Source organism: Streptomyces sp. NPDC006259, from assembly GCF_042870975.1.
GTDB lineage: Bacteria > Actinomycetota > Actinomycetes > Streptomycetales > Streptomycetaceae > Streptomyces.
Genome location: NZ_JBIAHY010000002.1, coordinates 421,345 through 437,532, shown reverse-complemented (window position 1 = coordinate 437,532; position 16,188 = coordinate 421,345). Strand labels below are relative to the sequence as shown.

Annotated in this window: 13 protein-coding genes; 5 read left to right on the top strand and 8 right to left on the bottom strand. The window is 73.1% G+C overall.

What is annotated here, in order from left to right; genetic code table 11:
• Positions 1–237: 237 nt before the first annotated feature.
• Entirely contained in the window at positions 238–2,514 is a 2,277-nt protein-coding gene (locus ACFYO5_RS08085; RefSeq protein ID WP_388705565.1) for an ATP-binding cassette domain-containing protein, read from the bottom strand.
• Positions 2,515–2,903: 389 nt separating this feature from the next.
• Here ACFYO5_RS08085 and ACFYO5_RS08080 point away from each other — a divergent pair, with 389 nt between their 5' ends.
• On the top strand, positions 2,904–4,292 hold the full coding sequence (locus ACFYO5_RS08080; RefSeq protein WP_388705563.1) for an MFS transporter: 1,389 nt from the start codon (positions 2,904–2,906) through the stop codon (positions 4,290–4,292).
• Between the two features lie 56 nt (positions 4,293–4,348).
• On the opposite strand, the gene ACFYO5_RS08075 is transcribed toward ACFYO5_RS08080, so the two are convergent.
• The 6 genes from ACFYO5_RS08075 to ACFYO5_RS08050 all read right to left on the bottom strand — a co-directional run bounded on the left by ACFYO5_RS08075 (position 4,349) and on the right by ACFYO5_RS08050 (position 11,102).
• Complete coding sequence (locus ACFYO5_RS08075; RefSeq protein ID WP_388705560.1) at positions 4,349–6,337, bottom strand: helix-turn-helix domain-containing protein; 1,989 nt, start codon at positions 6,335–6,337, stop codon at positions 4,349–4,351.
• Between the two features lie 76 nt (positions 6,338–6,413).
• Positions 6,414–7,214 carry a 3-hydroxybutyrate dehydrogenase gene (locus ACFYO5_RS08070; protein ID WP_388705556.1) on the bottom strand — a complete coding sequence of 267 codons (801 nt, stop codon included), beginning with the start codon at positions 7,212–7,214 and terminating at the stop codon, positions 6,414–6,416.
• Positions 7,215–7,269: 55 nt separating this feature from the next.
• Positions 7,270–7,749 (bottom strand): NUDIX domain-containing protein, encoded by a 480-nt coding sequence (locus ACFYO5_RS08065; protein ID WP_356563841.1) that lies wholly within the window; start codon positions 7,747–7,749, stop codon positions 7,270–7,272.
• 67 nt (positions 7,750–7,816) lie between these two features.
• Positions 7,817–9,424, bottom strand: coding sequence for an apolipoprotein N-acyltransferase (gene lnt / locus ACFYO5_RS08060; RefSeq protein WP_388705554.1), 1,608 nt, complete (start codon positions 9,422–9,424; stop codon positions 7,817–7,819).
• A 237-nt stretch (positions 9,425–9,661) separates the two neighbouring features.
• Positions 9,662–10,210, bottom strand: a complete 549-nt coding sequence (locus tag ACFYO5_RS08055; protein WP_356563837.1) for a hypothetical protein — start codon at positions 10,208–10,210, stop codon at positions 9,662–9,664.
• 106 nt (positions 10,211–10,316) lie between these two features.
• Complete coding sequence (locus tag ACFYO5_RS08050) at positions 10,317–11,102, bottom strand: glutamate racemase (protein ID WP_388705551.1); 786 nt, start codon at positions 11,100–11,102, stop codon at positions 10,317–10,319.
• A gap of 39 nt (positions 11,103–11,141) precedes the next feature.
• On the opposite strand from ACFYO5_RS08050, the gene ACFYO5_RS08045 reads away from it, so the two are divergent.
• Positions 11,142–12,335: a glycosyltransferase gene (locus tag ACFYO5_RS08045; protein ID WP_388705548.1), complete on the top strand. Its 1,194-nt coding sequence runs from the start codon at positions 11,142–11,144 to the stop codon at positions 12,333–12,335.
• Positions 12,336–12,353: 18 nt separating this feature from the next.
• On the opposite strand, the gene ACFYO5_RS08040 is transcribed toward ACFYO5_RS08045, so the two are convergent.
• The gene (locus ACFYO5_RS08040) at positions 12,354–13,637 is read right to left on the bottom strand and encodes a TerD family protein (protein WP_388707135.1); all 1,284 of its coding nucleotides are present in this window, start codon (positions 13,635–13,637) and stop codon (positions 12,354–12,356) included.
• 296 nt (positions 13,638–13,933) lie between these two features.
• Here ACFYO5_RS08040 and ACFYO5_RS08035 point away from each other — a divergent pair, with 296 nt between their 5' ends.
• The 3 genes from ACFYO5_RS08035 to ACFYO5_RS08025 all read left to right on the top strand — a co-directional run bounded on the left by ACFYO5_RS08035 (position 13,934) and on the right by ACFYO5_RS08025 (position 16,076).
• Positions 13,934–14,365, top strand: a complete 432-nt coding sequence (locus ACFYO5_RS08035; protein ID WP_356563831.1) for a DUF6643 family protein — start codon at positions 13,934–13,936, stop codon at positions 14,363–14,365.
• Positions 14,366–14,407: 42 nt separating this feature from the next.
• Complete coding sequence (locus tag ACFYO5_RS08030) at positions 14,408–15,232, top strand: MOSC domain-containing protein (protein WP_388705545.1); 825 nt, start codon at positions 14,408–14,410, stop codon at positions 15,230–15,232.
• A 238-nt stretch (positions 15,233–15,470) separates the two neighbouring features.
• The gene (locus ACFYO5_RS08025; RefSeq protein WP_388707132.1) at positions 15,471–16,076 is read left to right on the top strand and encodes a hypothetical protein; all 606 of its coding nucleotides are present in this window, start codon (positions 15,471–15,473) and stop codon (positions 16,074–16,076) included.
• Positions 16,077–16,188: the final 112 nt, after the last annotated feature.

Genomic DNA, 16,188 nt, shown 5'->3' with positions numbered 1-16,188 from the left:
GCCACCACCGGCACTGTTGGCAGCACCGGCAGCACCAGCACCGTTCGCACCACCGCGCCGTTTGGCACCACCGGTGCCGTTCGCACCACCGGCACCGCAGGCACCAGGCACCGCAAGCACCAGCGGCGCCCTGAACACCACGGCGCCGCGACTACCGTGAGCACCTGCCGTCGCGTGCGCCGAACCGGCGGGCCTCCGATGCCCGCGGACCGGCTCAGCGCCGCGGGGAACGGCCGATCAGTCGCCTACGTAGGCGGCAAGGTGCTCGCCGGTGAGGGTGGAGCGGGCGGCGACCAGCTCCGCCGGGGTGCCCTCGAAGACGATCCGGCCGCCGTCGTGACCGGCGCCGGGGCCGAGGTCGATGATCCAGTCGGCGTGCGCCATCACGGCCTGGTGGTGCTCGATGACGATGACCGACTTGCCGGAGTCGACCAGCCGGTCCAGCAGCCCGAGCAACTGCTCGACGTCGGCGAGGTGCAGACCCGTGGTGGGCTCGTCGAGGACGTAGACCCCGCCCTTCTCCGCCATGTGCGTCGCCAGCTTCAGCCGTTGCCGCTCACCGCCCGAGAGCGTGGTCAGTGGCTGGCCGAGGGTGAGATAGCCGAGCCCCACGTCCGCGAGCCGGCCGAGGATGGCGTGGGCCGCCGGGACGCGCCCCTCACCGGCACGGAAGAACTCCTCCGCCTCCGTCACGGACATGGCCAGCACCTCGCTGATGTCCCGGCCGCCCAGCCGGTACTCCAGCACCGACGCCTGGAACCGCTTGCCCCCGCACTCCTCGCAGGTCGTCGCGACCCCGGCCATCATCGCCAGATCCGTGTAGACGACTCCGGCGCCGTTGCAGACCGGGCAGGCGCCCTCGGAGTTGGCGCTGAACAGCGCGGCCTTCACCCCGTTGGCCTTGGCGAACGCCTTGCGGATCGGATCCAGCAGGCCCGTGTACGTCGCCGGATTGCTGCGCCGCGACCCGCGGATGGGCGCCTGATCGACCGACACCACACCGGCCCCGGCCGGGATCGACCCGCGCAGCAGCGAACTCTTGCCGGACCCGGCGACACCGGTCACGGCCACCAGCACCCCCAGCGGAACGTCGACGTCGACGTCCCGGAGGTTGTTCGCCCGCGCCCCGCGGATCTCCAGCGCGCCGGTCGGCTCGCGCACCGACTCCTTCAGCCTGGCCCGGTCGTCGAGGTGACGGCCCGTCAGTGTGTCGCTGCGGCGCAGGCCTTCGACACCGCCCTCGAAACAGACGACCCCACCGGCCGTACCGGCACCGGGTCCCAGGTCGACCACATGGTCGGCGATGGCGATGACTTCCGGCTTGTGCTCGACCACGAGCACGGTGTTGCCCTTGTCCCGCAACCGCAGCAGCAACTCGTTCATCCGCTCGATGTCATGGGGGTGCAGCCCCGTACTGGGCTCGTCGAACACGTAGGTGACATCGGTGAGCGAGGAGCCGAGATGACGCACCATCTTCACGCGCTGCGCCTCACCGCCCGACAGCGTGCCCGCGGGCCGGTCCAGCGAGAGATAGCCGAGCCCGATCTCCACGAACGACTCCAGGGTCTGCCGGAGCGTGGCGAGCAGCGGTGCTACGGAGGGCTGGTGCAGTCCGCGGACCCATTCGACGAGATCCCGGACCTCCATCCCGCACGCGTCGGCGATGTTGACCCCGTCGATCCTCGACGACCGGGCCGCCTCGCCGAGCCGGGTGCCGTCGCACTCGGGGCAGGTGACGAAGGTGACCGCCCGGTCCACGAACGCCCGTACGTGCGGCTGCAGTCCGTCCTGGTCCCTGGACAGAATCGACCTGCGCACCTTGGGGACCAGCCCCTCGTAGGTGACGTTGATCCCCTCGACCTCGACCTTGGTCGGCTCGCGGTGGAGGAAGTCGTGCAGTTCCGTCTCCGTGTAGTCGCGGATCGGCTTGTCCGGGTCGACGAAGCCCGACCCGGCGAAGATCCGCACGAACCAACTGCCCGCCTTGTAGCCGGGGACGGTGATCGCGCCCTCGGCGAGCGACTTGCCCTCGTCGTAGAACTGCGTCAGATCGAGGTCGGTCACGTTGCCGGTGCCCTCGCACCGCGGGCACGCGCCGGCGGGCTGATTGAAGCTGTAGTGGAAGGGCGGCCCGGCGCTCGGCTCGCCGAGCCGGCTGAACACGATCCGCAGCATCGCATGGGCGTCGGTCGCGGTGCCGACCGTGGAGCGGACGTTGGCGCCCATGCGCTCCTGGTCCACGACGATCGCCGTGGTCAGCCCCTCCATCACGTCGACCTCCGGCCGCGCCGGCGTCGGCATGAAGGTCTGCAGGAAGGCGCTGTACGTCTCGTTGATCAGCCGCTGCGACTCCGCGGCGATCGTGTCGAACACCAGGGAACTCTTGCCGGAACCGGAGACGCCGGTCAACACCGTCAACCGCCGCTTCGGAATCTCGACGCTGACGTCCTTCAGGTTGTTCACCCGCGCCCCTTGCACGCGGATCATGTCGTGGCTGTCGGCGATGTGCGGCATCGTGTCTCCCCTACTGTCGCGCCCGGGCCACCGTCGCGGACTCGCCCGTCGTCGCCCGGAACGATCTAACCAGTTCGCCGGAGGCCCTGCCTCCTTCTCCGAACGCGCCCCGCCCCGTGGGGCCTTGAGGCGGCGACGGAGGCCACACCGGTGTGCTGGAGCGAGCACCGCAGCCCGCGACGAGCAGACCGGGAACGCCACGGGAGGATCGCCCGCTCCGCGAAGCCGGCCGAGGGCGAAAGGCCCGGCCCCGGGAAGGGCGGTCATGGGGACCACGCGCACCTTCTGCACTCAAAGTATGTTGCCCCACCACATGTGCTCGTGACCTGCGCGTTCCTACGGTGTCCGGACACCCACCCGTCCCCACCGCACACGAGGAAGTGGCGCACATGGCCTCCGAGACCACCGCTCCCCCACCCCCCGCCAGCCTGAAGCGCATCGTCGCCGCCAGCCTCATCGGGACCACCATCGAGTGGTACGACTTCTTCCTGTACGGCTCCGCCGCCGCGCTCGTCTTCAACAAGCTGTTCTTCCCGGACTCCGACCCGCTCGTCGGCACGCTGTTGTCCTTCCTGACGTACGCCGTCGGGTTCGCGGCACGGCCGATCGGGGCGCTGGTCTTCGGGCACTACGGGGACCGGCTCGGGCGCAAGAAGCTGCTGGTGCTCAGTCTGATGCTGATGGGCGGGGCGACCTTCGCCATCGGGCTGCTGCCCACGCACGCGACCGTCGGGTCCGCCGCTCCGGTGCTGCTGACCGTGCTGCGTCTGGTGCAGGGCTTCGCGCTCGGCGGCGAGTGGGGCGGGGCCGTGCTGCTGGTGTCGGAACACGGGGACGCGCGGCGTCGCGGTTTCTGGGCCTCCTGGCCGCAGACCGGAGCGCCGGCGGGTCAGTTGCTCGCGACCGGCGTGCTCTCCTTCCTCACCGCCGTACTGTCGGACGCCGCCTTCGGCGACTGGGGCTGGCGGATACCGTTCCTGCTCTCCGGCCTGCTGGTGATCGTCGGTCTGTGGATCCGTCTCTCCGTCGATGAATCCCCCGTCTTCAAGGAGGCGTTGGCGCAGGCGGAGGCCCGGAAGGCGACGGAGGCGGCCACCGCCGAGAAGCTTCCGCTCGTGGCGGTGCTGCGGCACCACTGGCGTGACGTGCTCGTCGCGATGGGCGCGCGCATGGCGGAGAACATCTCCTACTACGTCATCACCGCCTTCATCCTCGTGTACGCGACGACCTCGGCCGGTGTCTCCCGGCAGACCGCCCTCAACGCCGTACTCATCGCCTCGGCCGTGCACTTCGCGGTGATCCCGGCCTGGGGCGCGCTCTCCGACCGGATCGGCCGGCGTCCCGTCTACCTGCTGGGCGCGGTCGGTATCGGCCTGTGGATGTTCCCCTTCTTCTCGCTCATCGACACGGGGGGCTTCGGCAACCTCATCCTCGCCGTGACCGTCGGGCTGGTGCTGCACGGCGCGATGTACGCGCCCCAGGCCGCGTTCTTCTCGGAGATGTTCGCGACCCGGATGCGCTACTCGGGTGCCTCCATCGGCGCCCAGTTCGCCTCGGTCGCGGCCGGCGCTCCGGCCCCGCTCATCGCCACCGCGCTGCTGGCCGACTACGACAGCTCCACACCGATCGCCCTGTACGTGATCGCCGCGTCCCTGCTGACCGTCCTCGCCGTGGGCCTGGCCAAGGAGACCCGCCACCGCGACCTGGCCGACATCGACAACAGCGCCCCCGAGGCGCGGGACGCTCCGGCCCCGCCGGCGGACGCACGCGTCCCCTGATCGCCGGTCCGTCGACGCCCGACCCGGCCCCCGCGGCTCCTGAGGGAGTGCGGGGGTCAGTCCGGTATGCGGGCCGACAACCGGTGCAGTCGCAGGGCCAGTTGGATCTCCAGGGCGCGGGCGGGGCTCTGCCAGTCCTCGCCCAGGAGGCGGGCGACGCGCTCCAGGCGCTGGGCCACGGTGTTGACGTGGACGTGGAGGTCGTCCTTGGTGCGGGCCGGACTCATGCCGCACGCGAAGTACGCGTCGAGGGTGCGCACCAGATCGGTGCCACGCCGTTCGTCGTAGGCGACGACCTCGCCGATGGTGCGCTCCACGAATCCCGTCACGTCCCGGTCCCCGGCGAGCAGCAGCCCCAGGAAGCCGAAGTCGTCGGCGGCGGCCCCGTCACCGCAGCGGCCGAGCAGGCGCAGGGCCTCCACGCACCGGCGGCCCTCCGCGTAGGCGGCGACCACCGCGTCCGGACGGGCGGCGAGGTCCTGGACGGGGCCGGAGGCACCGACGGTGACCGCTTCGTGGACGGCGGTGCCCAGATGGCGGGCGGTGCGGTGGGCCAGCTCCGTCGCGGTGTCGCCCGGTGCCAGTGGCAGCAGCAGGACCGTGCCGCCGTCACGGGCGGCGGCCAGGCCGTGCCGGGTGGCGGCGAGATGGGAGGCGGCGGACCACAGCCGCCGTCGCGCGGCCGCCTCCTGGTCGGCGTCGGCGGCGCCGGCCTCCAGCCGGGCGGCCAGCACGACGTGGGTGGCGTCGAGGTCGGCACGCAGCCGGGAGGCGCGCTCGCGCAGCACGCGCGGGTCGCGGTCGCGGGCGTCGAGCAGGTCGTCCAGCAACTCGCCGCGGACGCGCTGTTCGGCCTCCGCGGCGGAGCGCCTGGCCAGCAGCAGCAGGGAGGTGACCATCGCCGCGCGCTCCAGCGTGCGCTGGTCGACGGGGTCGAGGCCGGGGTGGCCGCGCAGCACGAGGGCACCGAGCAGTTCACCGCCCGCGGTGACGGCGGCGATCCAGTCGTCGTCGTGCCGCACGGCGTGTCCCTCGGCGCGGGACGTCTCCAGCGCTCCGGCGGGGGCCTCGACCGCTTCGGTGAACTCGACCGTGCCGGCCAGTACCTGGGAGACGGCCGCCGCCACGTCATGGACCCCGCCACCGCGCAGCACCAGCTCGGCGAGCCGGTCGTGGACGTCGGAGGCCCGCTCGATGACCGCGCTGCGGTCCTGGATGATCTCGTTGGCGCGCTCGAGGTCCGCCAGCGCCGAGCGGGTCTCGGTGAGCAGGTTGGCGGTGTCGATGGCTGCCGCGGCCAGCGCGGCGAAGGAGCCGAGCAGGGCGATCTGCTCGCGCTCGAAGACACGGGCGCGCCGGTCGGCGGCGAACAGCACCCCGATGACGTTGGCGCCCAGCATCAGCGGGACGCCGAGGATGGCCACCAGGCCCTCGTCGTCCACGCCCGCGTCGATGGTGGTGGTGTGCCGGAAACGGTCGTCGCGGAAGTAGTCGTCGGTGACGTACGGACGGGCCGTCTGGGCGACGAGGCCGCCGAGGCCCTCCCCCATCCCGAGGCGCAGCTGCTGGAAGCGGGCGGCCACCGAGCCCTCGGTCACCCGCATGTAGGTGTCGCCCCTGACCGGGTCGTTCAGGCTGAGGTAGGCGACGTCGGTGCCGAGCAGGGAGCGGGCCCGCTGCACGATCGCCTGGAGGACGGCGTCCACGTCGCGCAGGCCGGCCAGGTCGTGGGCCGTCTCGAAGAGTGCCGACAGCTCCGCCTCCCGCCGGCGGCGGCCCTCCAGTTCGGAGCGCACCCGCAGGGCGAGCAGCTTGGCGTGTTCGAGCGCGGCGATCCGCTCGGCGGGCAGCCCTTCGGCGCGCGCGAGCGGCACCGGCCGCTCGTAGGCCTCGGCGGGCGCGCCTCGGGCGAGCAGCTCCAGGAAGGGCGCCTCGGCACCGCCGGGCACGCCATCGGGCACGCCGGGGGCCGCCTCGGCGCCCTGCACGGCGGCCTCGGCCTCGCTGCCGGAGCGCTCGATCGGCTCCACGTGATCGCGGGACATGCTCACAGGATTCCTCATGACCGGGCCGGCCCGTCAGGCCTGTGGAAAACTCCGGACGCGACCCTCGCCGGGCAGGTCAGTGCGCCGTCCAGCCGCCGTCCAGGACCAGGGAGGTGCCGGTCACGAAGGACGTGTGGGGGCCGCACAGATAGGCGACGGCGTCGGCGACCTCCTCCGGTTCGATGAGCCGCTTGACCGCGCTGTCCCGCAGCAGCACCTCGGCCAGTACGCGTTCCTCGGGCAGGTCGTGCGCCCGCGCCTGATCGGCGAGCTGCTTCTCCACCAGCGGGGTGCGCACGTAGGCGGGGTTCACGCAGTTGGAGGTGACACCGTGCGGCGCGCCTTCGAGGGCGGCGGTCTTGGACAGTCCCTCGAGCCCGTGCTTGGCGGCCACGTACGCCGACTTGTAGGGCGAGGCGCGCAGTCCGTGGACGGAGGAGACGTTGACGATGCGGCCCCAGCCCTGCCCGTACATGTGGGGCAGGGCGCCGCGGATGAGCCGGAACGGCGCCTCCAGCATCACCGTGAGCACCGTGTGGAAGACGTCCGGCGGGAATTCCTCCAGGGGCCGTACGAGTTGCAGGCCGGCGTTGTTGACGAGGACGTCGGTGCCGGCGGCCGCGAGTTCGGCGGCGTCGAGGTCCGTGAGGTCCAGGACGTGCGCCTCGACGACGCCCGGCAGGCCCGCGGCGCTCTCGGTGAGCGCCTCCAGTCCTGTCGTGTCACGGTCGACCGCCCGCACCTTGGCCCCGGCGGCCGCCAGCCGCAGCGCGCAGGCGCGGCCGATGCCGCCGGCGGCACCGGTGACGAGAGCGGTGCGACCGTGGAGGTCGAGGGAGGGGGCGCAGGGACCAGGGGCGGCGTGGGGCGTGGTCATGTCTCCGACCTTAGGCAGCGCCAGAACCTCTCCCCATGTGCTCCGCCGCCATACTTCAGCTGGAACTCATGGCGTCGAACCATGTGGGCTCGTCCGACAGCGCCTGTTTGATCCGGAACAGCGCGAATTCGCCGAGGTCGGGCAGGGCGTCCACCGCGAACCAGCCCACCTCCAGCGACTCGTCGTCGTTGACGCGGGCCTCGCCGCCCACGGCGCGGCAGCGGAACGTGATGTCCATGTACTGGCAGACGTCCCCGTTGTCGTACCTGACCGGTTCGAGCGCCTGGACGAGGACGACCCGTTCGACCTCGCACCGCACCGCGGTCTCCTCGAAGACCTCCCGGACGGCACAGGCCGCCGGCTGCTCACCGGGATCCGGGATGCCGCCGATCACCGCCCACTTGCGGGTGTCGGAGCGACGGCCGAGCAGTACCCGGCCCTCGTCGTCGAAGACGAGGGCGGTGACGCCGGGCAGCCAGAGCAGCTGGTGGCCGGCGGTGGTCCGTAGCTCGCGGATGAAGTCTGGGGTAGCCATGGACCGACCCTAACGAGCCGGTCCGGCGCCGCCGCGCGCTCCCGGCACGCGCTCGGTGGGCGTACGGCTACACGCCACCGGCGCGCCGCCCGCGCACCCCGGCTCCGACCGCCCATCCCAGCCCGCCCGCGGCGACGAGCAGGAGCACCATCTCGGGCGCGATGCCCAGCGTCGTCGCGGGGGTCCGGGAGGAGCGCAGCGGGACCTTCTGGACCAGGGAGTCCGCGACGAACATGCCGGTCTTTTGGGAGATCCTCCCGTCGGGCATGATGATCGCGCTGACCCCGCTGGTCACCGGCACGGTGACGGTCCGGCTGTGCTCGACGGCACGCACGCGTGACATGGCGAGCTGCTGGTAGGTCATCTCGCTGCGGTCGAAGGTGGCGTTGTTGCTGGGCACGGAGATGATCTGCGCGCCGTGGGTGACGGTGTCGCGCACGGCCCAGTCGAAGGCCGCCTCGTAGCAGGTGGCCAGGCCCACCTTGGCGTCGCCGAAGTCGAACACGCCGGGCTTGTCGCCCCGGCTGAAGTCCTGGCGGACCATCGAGGTCCAGTCGTCGTTGACGGCGCCGATGAGCGAGCGCATCGGGAGGTATTCGCCGAAGGGCTGGACCTGCCGCTTGTCGTAGGTCTGGGTGGCGCCCTTCTCCGGGTCCCACAGGATCTGCTCGTTGTAGAGCCTGCCGTCGCGTTCGACGACGCCGCCGACCGAGATGGGCGCGTCGATCGCCTCGGCCGCCCGCTCGATGACGCCGGCGGCGTCCGGGTTGGCGAAGGGGTCGATGTCGGAGGAGTTCTCGGGCCACAGCACGAAGTCGGGCCGGGGCGCCCTGCCCGCCGCGACCTCGGCGGCCAGCCGCTCCGTCTCCCGCGCGTGGTAGTCCAGGACGGCCCGGCGCTGGGAGTTGAAGTCCAGTCCGAGGCGGGGCACGTTGCCCTGGATGACCGCGACGGTCGCGGTGCCGTCCTCCGCCTTGTCGCTGACCAGCGGGCGGGCGGCGACGGCGGCCAGGACCGGGACGGCCATGGCGACCAGGGCCACCGCGGCGGCCGACCGTCGCACCTCACGCGTGCGGCGCCACTCCAGCCCCGTCCGAACGGCCTCGCAGAGGCCGAACCCGCACAGCACGACCGCGAAGCCGAGAACCGGGGTGCCGCCCAGCGCGGCCAGCGGCAGGAAGACGCCGTCGGCCTGACCGAAGGCGATCTTGCCCCAGGGGAAGCCGCGGAAGGGCACGCGCGCGCGTGCCGCCTCACCCGCGATCCAGATCGCCGCCGCCCACACCGGCCAGGCGGGCAGCTTCGACACCGCGGCGACTCCCGCGCCGACCAGCGCGACGAAGACCGCCTCAATGAGCACCAGGGCGATCCAGGGGCCGGGCCCCACCTCGACGCCCGTCCACACCAGCAGCGGCAGCAGGAAGCCGAGACCGAAGAGGTATCCGAGGCCGAGCCCCGCCTTCCAGCCGCGGCCGCGCAGCACCCAGCCGAGGAGGGCGAAGGCGGGCAGGGCCAGCCACCACAGGGTGCGCGGCGGGAAGCTGACGTAGAGGAGCACTCCGGAGAGCGCCGCGGTGGCTGCCGGGACCAGACGCAGGAGCCGCGCGCCGCGCGACGGCGCGGTCGGGGGCTCCAGCTGGTCCGGCCGGTCCACGGAAGTTGCGGTGACGGTCACCCGGGGAGTGTACGGCGGGTCGTCTTCGGGCCGACAGCACGGTCCGTCACCGCCGGCGGTGGTTGTCCGCCCTGTGGTGCTCCCGCCGACCGACGCCGCCGCGGTCCGGGTCGGAGCGGGTCTGCCGGCGAGGCGGGCTCCGGCCCGCCCGCTCGCCCTCGCACCGGCCGCGGTCGGGGTCCCGCCCGCACCGGAGGCGACACCCTCGCCCCCGCGACTCCCGCCCGGCCGCCCGGGTCAGTGCGTGGCGTCGGGCGTGTCCTGCCGCAGCCGGGCCCTGATGACCCGTACGGCGGACTCCGCGTCGTCCACGGTGATCGTGAACGTGTGTCCGTCCCAGAGCCGCAGCACCACGCCCTCCCCGCGCCGTACGACGACGGCGGTGCCCTTCTCGGGGCGCCAGCGGTAGCCCCAGCCGCCCCAGTGGCGGGGGGTCACGTGCGGCTCGAAGTCGGCTCCGGCGACGTGGGACAGGGGAATGCGGCGGCGCGGCAGGCCGATGTGGCCGCAGCGCACTTCGAGGGACTCCTTGTCCAGCTTCAGGTCGACATGGACGAAGGCGAGGGTGCCGAAGAGGACCAGCATCCCCGCCGCGATGCAGCCGACCACGGACATGGCGAGCGGCGCGACGGAGGACGTCCAGGCGGACTCGACCGCCAGTTCGATACCGAGCGCCAGGCAGGCGGCTCCGCCGAGCGCGAGCAGCCACTGGAACCGGTTGGTGGCCCGCCCGTGCCACACATCGGGATGCGGGGCGGTCTCCTCGTGGGAGTGGTGGTCCCTCATATTCACGAGGTTACTCAGGTTTCGCTCCGCCGGTACCGTGTCGCCGAGGGTGACTGGGCCGGCCGGACGACGAGCCGACCGTGCCCGTCCGCCCCGTGGTCCGCGGTCACCGCGCGGGGCTGGTCTCCTGGAGCAGCCGGCCCTCGGCATAGGCGAGCGCGGGCGCCGGCAGCGCGCCCGCCCGGCCGCTGAGGAGGACCGTGACCTCGCCGAGGGCCGATGCCCCCGGGTCGGGGCGGGAGCCGATGCGGCGCAGTGCCTGGGCGGCCACCGCACCGGCCGATCCGTGCAGGACGAGCGGCGGGCGGCCGGCGCCCTGGACGGCGGCGCGGATGCGCTCGGCGACCAGTTCGTAATGGGTGCACCCCAGGACGACGGTCGTCACCTCGTCGGGCGTCAGCGCGGCCGCCGCGGCGACCGCCGCGTCGATCGCCGCCTCGTCGGCCCGCTCCACCGCCTCGGCCAGGCCCCAGCAGGGCACCTCGCACACCGTGACGCCGCCGGCGAAGTCGTCGATGAGGGCACGCTGGTAGGGACTGCCGGTCGTGGCGGGGGTGGCCCAGATGGCGACCGGACCGCCGCCGGCCGCGGCCGGCTTGATGGCGGGAACGGTCCCGATCACCGGGATGCCCGGTTCGAGGCGGGCCCGCAGGGTGGGCAGCGCGTGCACGGTCGCGGTGTTGCAGCCGATGATCAGGGCGTCGGGCCGGTGGGCGGCGGCGGCCTCCGCGACGGCGACCGCGCGCGCGGTGACGTCCTCGGGCGTGCGCGGACCCCAGGGCATGCCGTCGGGGTCCAGGGAGAGCACGAGATCCACGTCGGGGCGCAGGCGCCGTACCGCGGCGGTGGCCGCCAGCAGCCCGATTCCGGAGTCCATGAGCGCGATCTTCACCCGGCCACGATAGACGATGTGCTCCGGCGGCCCGCTCGCGTGGGGCAGACTGCGCGCGTGAGCGCCGTCGTGTGGATCTCCGCCGTTTCCCTCGCAGCCTGGCTGTGGCTGCTGCTCTGCCAGGGCTTCTTCTGGCGCACGGACGTCCGGCTGCCCCCGCGCGCGGACCCCGGGGAGTGGCCGTCGGTCTGCGTGGTCGTCCCCGCACGCGACGAGGCCGCGGTGCTGCCCGCCAGTCTGCCGTCGCTGCTCGCGCAGGACTATCCGGGGCGGGCGGAGATCTTCCTCGTCGACGACGGCAGCTCCGACGGCACCGGGGAGCTGGCGCGCGAGCTGGCCCGACACCACGGTGGACTGCCGCTGACCGTGGACTCGCCGGGAGAGCCGCCGGCCGGCTGGACCGGGAAGCTGTGGGCGGTGGGGCACGGCATCGCGCTGGCACGCGCGCGTGAACCCGAGTACCTGCTCCTGACCGACGCCGACATCGCGCACGCGCCCGACAGCCTGCGAGAGCTGGTCGCGGCGGCCCGCGCCGGGGGGTTCGACCTCGTCTCCCAGATGGCACGGCTGCGGGTGGAGAGCGTGTGGGAGCGGCTGGTCGTACCGGCCTTCGTCTATTTCTTCGCGCAGTTGTACCCGTTCCGGCGGATCGGCCGGCCCCGTGCGCGGACCGCGGCCGCGGCGGGCGGCTGCGTCCTGCTGCGCGCGGAGACCGCCGGGCGGGCCCGCGTTCCGGAGGCCATCCGGCACGCCGTCATCGACGACGTGGCGCTCGCGCGCGCGGTGAAGGCGTCGGGCGGCCGGATCTGGCTGGGGCTGGCCGACCGGGTGGACAGTGTGCGCCCGTACCCGGGGCTGCACGACCTGTGGCGGATGGTCTCGCGCAGCGCCTACGCGCAACTGCGGCACAACCCGCTGCTGCTGCTCGGCACGGTGCTGGGCCTCGCCCTGGTCTACCTGGTGCCGCCGCTCGCGCTGCTCGGCGGGCTCGCCCTCGGCAGCCCGGCCGTCGCGGTACCGGGTGGTCTGGCGTGGGCGGTGATGACGGGGACGTACGTCCCGATGCTCCGCTACTACCGTCAGCCGCTGTGGCTCGCCCCGCTGCTGCCGTTCACCGCCTTCCTCTATCTCCTGATGACGGTGGACTCGGCGGTGCAGCACCACCGGGGGCGGGGCGCGGCCTGGAAGGGCCGCACCTACGCCCGTCCGGACACGGTGGCCGACGGGGGCTGAACCGGCGCGGTGCCGCGTCTATTTGCGGCCCGGCGTCCAGTTCATGCCCCAGCCGTAGGCGTGGTCGACGGTCCGCTGCGGGCTCACTCCGCGCTCGGGCACCAGGTAGCGGGCCTCGCGCTGGACGACGAGGTCGTCGCCGGTGCGGGTGATCAGCGCGAGGGCGCACACGGTCGACGGCACGGTGCACTCGTCCAGGGAGAAGTCGATCGCGGCGCCGAACTGCGGCTGCAGGGTCACCGTGGCGTGCAGGTCGGCGAAGGAGCGGGCGCCCTCGTAGACGGTGACGAAGACCAGGACGCGCCGGAAGTCGTTCTTGTGGTCGAGGTTGATCGTGAGGTTCTCGCCGGCGGCCACGGCGCCCGTGCGGTCGTCCCCGTCCAGGAGGATGTACGGCGGCTGGTGCAGGGCTCCGAAGGCGTTGCCGAGGGCCTGTACGACCCCCTTGCGTCCGTCGGCCAGCTCGAACAGGGCGCACAGGTCGAGGTCGAGGTCGTTGTGGTGCGCGACGGCCCGGCCTCGTTTGCCGCCCCACCCGGAGAACTGCTTGCGCGTCTCCCAGTTGAGGTTCACGCGCATGGTGCCCGAGGTGCCGCCCTGTTTGGTCAGCGACACCGACGGAGCGGCCTTGGTGAGCGTCACCTTGGTCAGGCGGACCGGCGCCGCGGGCGGGGCGGGAGGCGGGGGTGGGGCGGCGTGGACGGGCGGGGGCACGGTGGCCGGGAAGGCCGGCGGCGCGGGCGGGGACGGCGGCGGCGTGACGGGGTGCGGCGGGGTGTGCTGCGGTTCGTCGACGGTGATCCCGTAGTCCGTGGCCAGGCCCGCCAGGCCGCTGTCGTACCCCTGGCCGACGGCGCGGAACTTCCAGGCGCCCTGGCGGCGGTAGAACTCGCCCAGCACGAACGCCGTCTCCACGGTCGCTCCGGTGGCGTCGTACCGGGCCACCACCGCGTCCTGCCCCGCGTCCCGCACCTCGACGGCGAGGTCGGGCACCTGCCCGAAGGTGCCGCCGTCCGCCGAGGCGGCCAGGACGACGGTCTCGATGGCGGGTTCCACGCGCGCGAGGTCGACGAGCAGGGTGTCGGTCACCCTGCCGCCCGTCTCCCGCTTGCCCTCGTGCCGGACCGCGCCGGAGGAGTGCGCCGGCTGGTTGTAGAAGACGAAGTCGGCGTCCGAACGGACCTTCCCGGCGATCAGCAGCAGGGCCGAGGCGTCCGCGTCGGGCACGCCCGGTCCCGACCGGCGGCCCACCTCGACCCGCAGTGCCGTCGTCGGCACCGCGACGTTCGATCCCTTCGGCATGGACATGTACGCCCCCATCACCTGTCACCGGCCGGGCCGCACGCTCCGGCGTCCTTCGGTTGTCTAGGCGTCAACCTATTCGCCCGGACCGGGAACTCCCATCCATGGCGCGGGAAGATCCCTGCCCAACCGCCGGTAACCCCCTGGGAACTCTGCCTTTACATGATCCAAGCCGTGATTGCCGCCCCTTTTTGCCAAGTTCGCTCGCATTGGGTATCCGGAGTCACCGCCGACACGGAAAACAACCCTCTTATCGGTCTCCCCAACCAGCACATCGTGGGCTTAACTTATGTGCCATGACCTCCCCCCGCTCCACCTATGGCGGCGGCTACTACTCCGCCTCCTTCCCGGACACCCCGATCTACGACTCGCTCGTGGCCGAGCGGGGTACCCCGCAGATCGCCCCGATCCGGGTCCCCGCCGCCTACGACACGGGCAGCAGCCTGCCCGCGTTGCCGTCGGCCCTGCCCGCCCTCCCGGCGGCCCCGTCCCCGTACGCCTACGGCTACCCGCAGGGGCAGCAGCCCGCCCCGCTCCAGCAGGCGCCGGCCGCGTACATCCCGCCGCAGGCCACCGCGCCGCGCGGCTACCCCGGCCCGCAGATGCAGCAGCAGCCGCGTCCCGCCGGACCCGGCACCGGGTACGACGCGATGCGCCCCGCGGCTCCGCGGCCCGCCGCGCCCCAGTACCAGGACCCGTACAACAACCAGCAGTACCGCGGCTACTGAGCCGACCCGGGGGAACCCGCCGCCACCTGGCAGGATGAGGCCATGGGGAATGCGGAACTGCTGTCGATCCACGTCCATCCGGTCAAGGCGTTCCGGGGCCAGGCGCCCCGGGAGGCCTCCGTGGAGCCCTGGGGGCTGGCCGGAGACCGACGCTGGGCGCTGATCGACGACGGGGGGAAAGTCGTCACGCAACGTCAGCAGCCGCGCCTCGCGCAAGCCGCCGCCGAGCTTCTGCCCGGCGGCGGCGTCCGTCTGTCCGCGCCCGGTCTGCGACCGCTGACCGTCGCCGTGCCCCAGCCGGTGGGCACGGTGTCGGTGGAGATCTTCCGCGACAAGGTGGAAGGGGTCCTCGCCGACGAGGCCGCGCACCTGTGGTGCAGCGCCCACCTCGGCGCCGACGTGCGCCTGGTGCACATGGACGACCCGGCGACGCGGCGCGCCGTCGATCCCGAGTACGGGCTGCCGGGCGAGACCGTCTCGTTCGCCGACGGGTATCCGCTGCTGGTCACCACGGCCTCCTCGCTCGACGCCCTGAACGCGCTGATCGCCCGGGGCGAGCACGCGGCGGAGGGGCCGCTGCCGATGAACCGGTTCCGGCCCAACCTGGTCGTGGCCGGCACACCGCCATGGGCCGAGGACGGCTGGTCGCGTCTCACCATCGGCGAGGTCGGCTTCCGGGTCGCCAAGCCGTGCGGCCGATGCGTGGTCACCACGACCGACCAGACCGGTGCGGGCCGCGGCAGGGAGCCCCTCCACACCCTGGGACGGCACCGGCGGCTGGGCGGCAAGCTGGTCTTCGGACAGAACCTGGTGCCCCTCTCCCGCGGCACCGTCCGGGTCGGCGACCGGGTCGAGATCATCGGCTAGTCCGCGGATCGCGCCGGAGTCCTCGGCCGGGGCCCGGGCCCGTGGCCGTGCATCATGCGGTCATGCGGTCGTGCGGTCGTGCGGTCGTGGGAACCTCCGCCCGCCCTCCGGCCGTTGTGCCTTTCGTGAACCGTTCATGAGAGGACCCGGCCCCAGGTGATCTGGCTCTCTCTTCGCCCGGACCCGCGCGTGAACGGCTCCACGGGGGTTATCACGGAGCGGGAAGGGGGTGCGGGTGGTGCGAGCGATCGGTGGACTCTGGCGCTGGCGGCACAATCCGCTGCGCCGTACGACGGATCTGGTCGAGGCCTGGGTGGCGCTGACGGCCCTGCTTGTGTTCCTGCTCGTGGCCCCCGCCGTCGGGTGCCTCGTCGGGGCCGTCGCACAGGACACGTTGCAGGAGGCCGTCCGCGCCCAGCGCCTCTCCCGCCACGAGGTCACGGCGACCGTGGCGCGCAGGCCGCAGGGTTCCCTGCTGGAGGCGGACCCCGAGAGCGTCTCCGGGCGGGGCAGCCGCACCCGCGTCGTCGCCGACTGGACCGCTCCCGACGGCACCCCGCACCACGGCACGGTCCTCGCCGGCCTCAGGTCGCCCCACCGCGGCGACCACTTCCCGCTGTGGACGGACACCCACGGCCGGCTGGTGAACCGCCCCCTGGACTCCGCCACCGCCACCACCCACGCCGTGCTCGCCGGACTCGGCACGACACTGCTCACCGCGGGCCTCGTCGAGGGCGTCCGAAGACTCGTCGTCCGGGGCATGGTCCGTCGCCGGTACGCCCGTTGGGACCAGGCCTGGGACCGCGCGGGCCCGGACTGGGGCCGCACCGGCACCGGCAGCTGACGGCCTTCCGTCTCTGGTCAACCCACCGCCCGCGCGCACGCTACGGTGGACCGGCCGAGCATTCGGCATCGACCCGCGCGCGAGGGAGCCGCAGGGGTGCGACGGCTGGAGC

Bases quoted from the DNA above. Each gene is read 5' to 3' on its own strand.
- ACFYO5_RS08030 (WP_388705545.1), top strand. From the start codon at position 14,408: ATGGGGAATGCGGAACTGCTGTCGATCCACGTCCATCCGGTCAAGGCG.
- ACFYO5_RS08055 (WP_356563837.1), bottom strand. From the start codon at position 10,210: ATGAGGGACCACCACTCCCACGAGGAGACCGCCCCGCATCCCGATGTG.
- ACFYO5_RS08065 (WP_356563841.1), bottom strand. From the start codon at position 7,749: ATGGCTACCCCAGACTTCATCCGCGAGCTACGGACCACCGCCGGCCAC.
- ACFYO5_RS08070 (WP_388705556.1), bottom strand. From the start codon at position 7,214: ATGACCACGCCCCACGCCGCCCCTGGTCCCTGCGCCCCCTCCCTCGAC.
- ACFYO5_RS08080 (WP_388705563.1), top strand. From the start codon at position 2,904: ATGGCCTCCGAGACCACCGCTCCCCCACCCCCCGCCAGCCTGAAGCGC.
- ACFYO5_RS08035 (WP_356563831.1), top strand. From the start codon at position 13,934: ATGACCTCCCCCCGCTCCACCTATGGCGGCGGCTACTACTCCGCCTCC.
- ACFYO5_RS08075 (WP_388705560.1), bottom strand. From the start codon at position 6,337: ATGTCCCGCGATCACGTGGAGCCGATCGAGCGCTCCGGCAGCGAGGCC.
- ACFYO5_RS08040 (WP_388707135.1), bottom strand. From the start codon at position 13,637: ATGCCGAAGGGATCGAACGTCGCGGTGCCGACGACGGCACTGCGGGTC.
- ACFYO5_RS08085 (WP_388705565.1), bottom strand. From the start codon at position 2,514: ATGCCGCACATCGCCGACAGCCACGACATGATCCGCGTGCAAGGGGCG.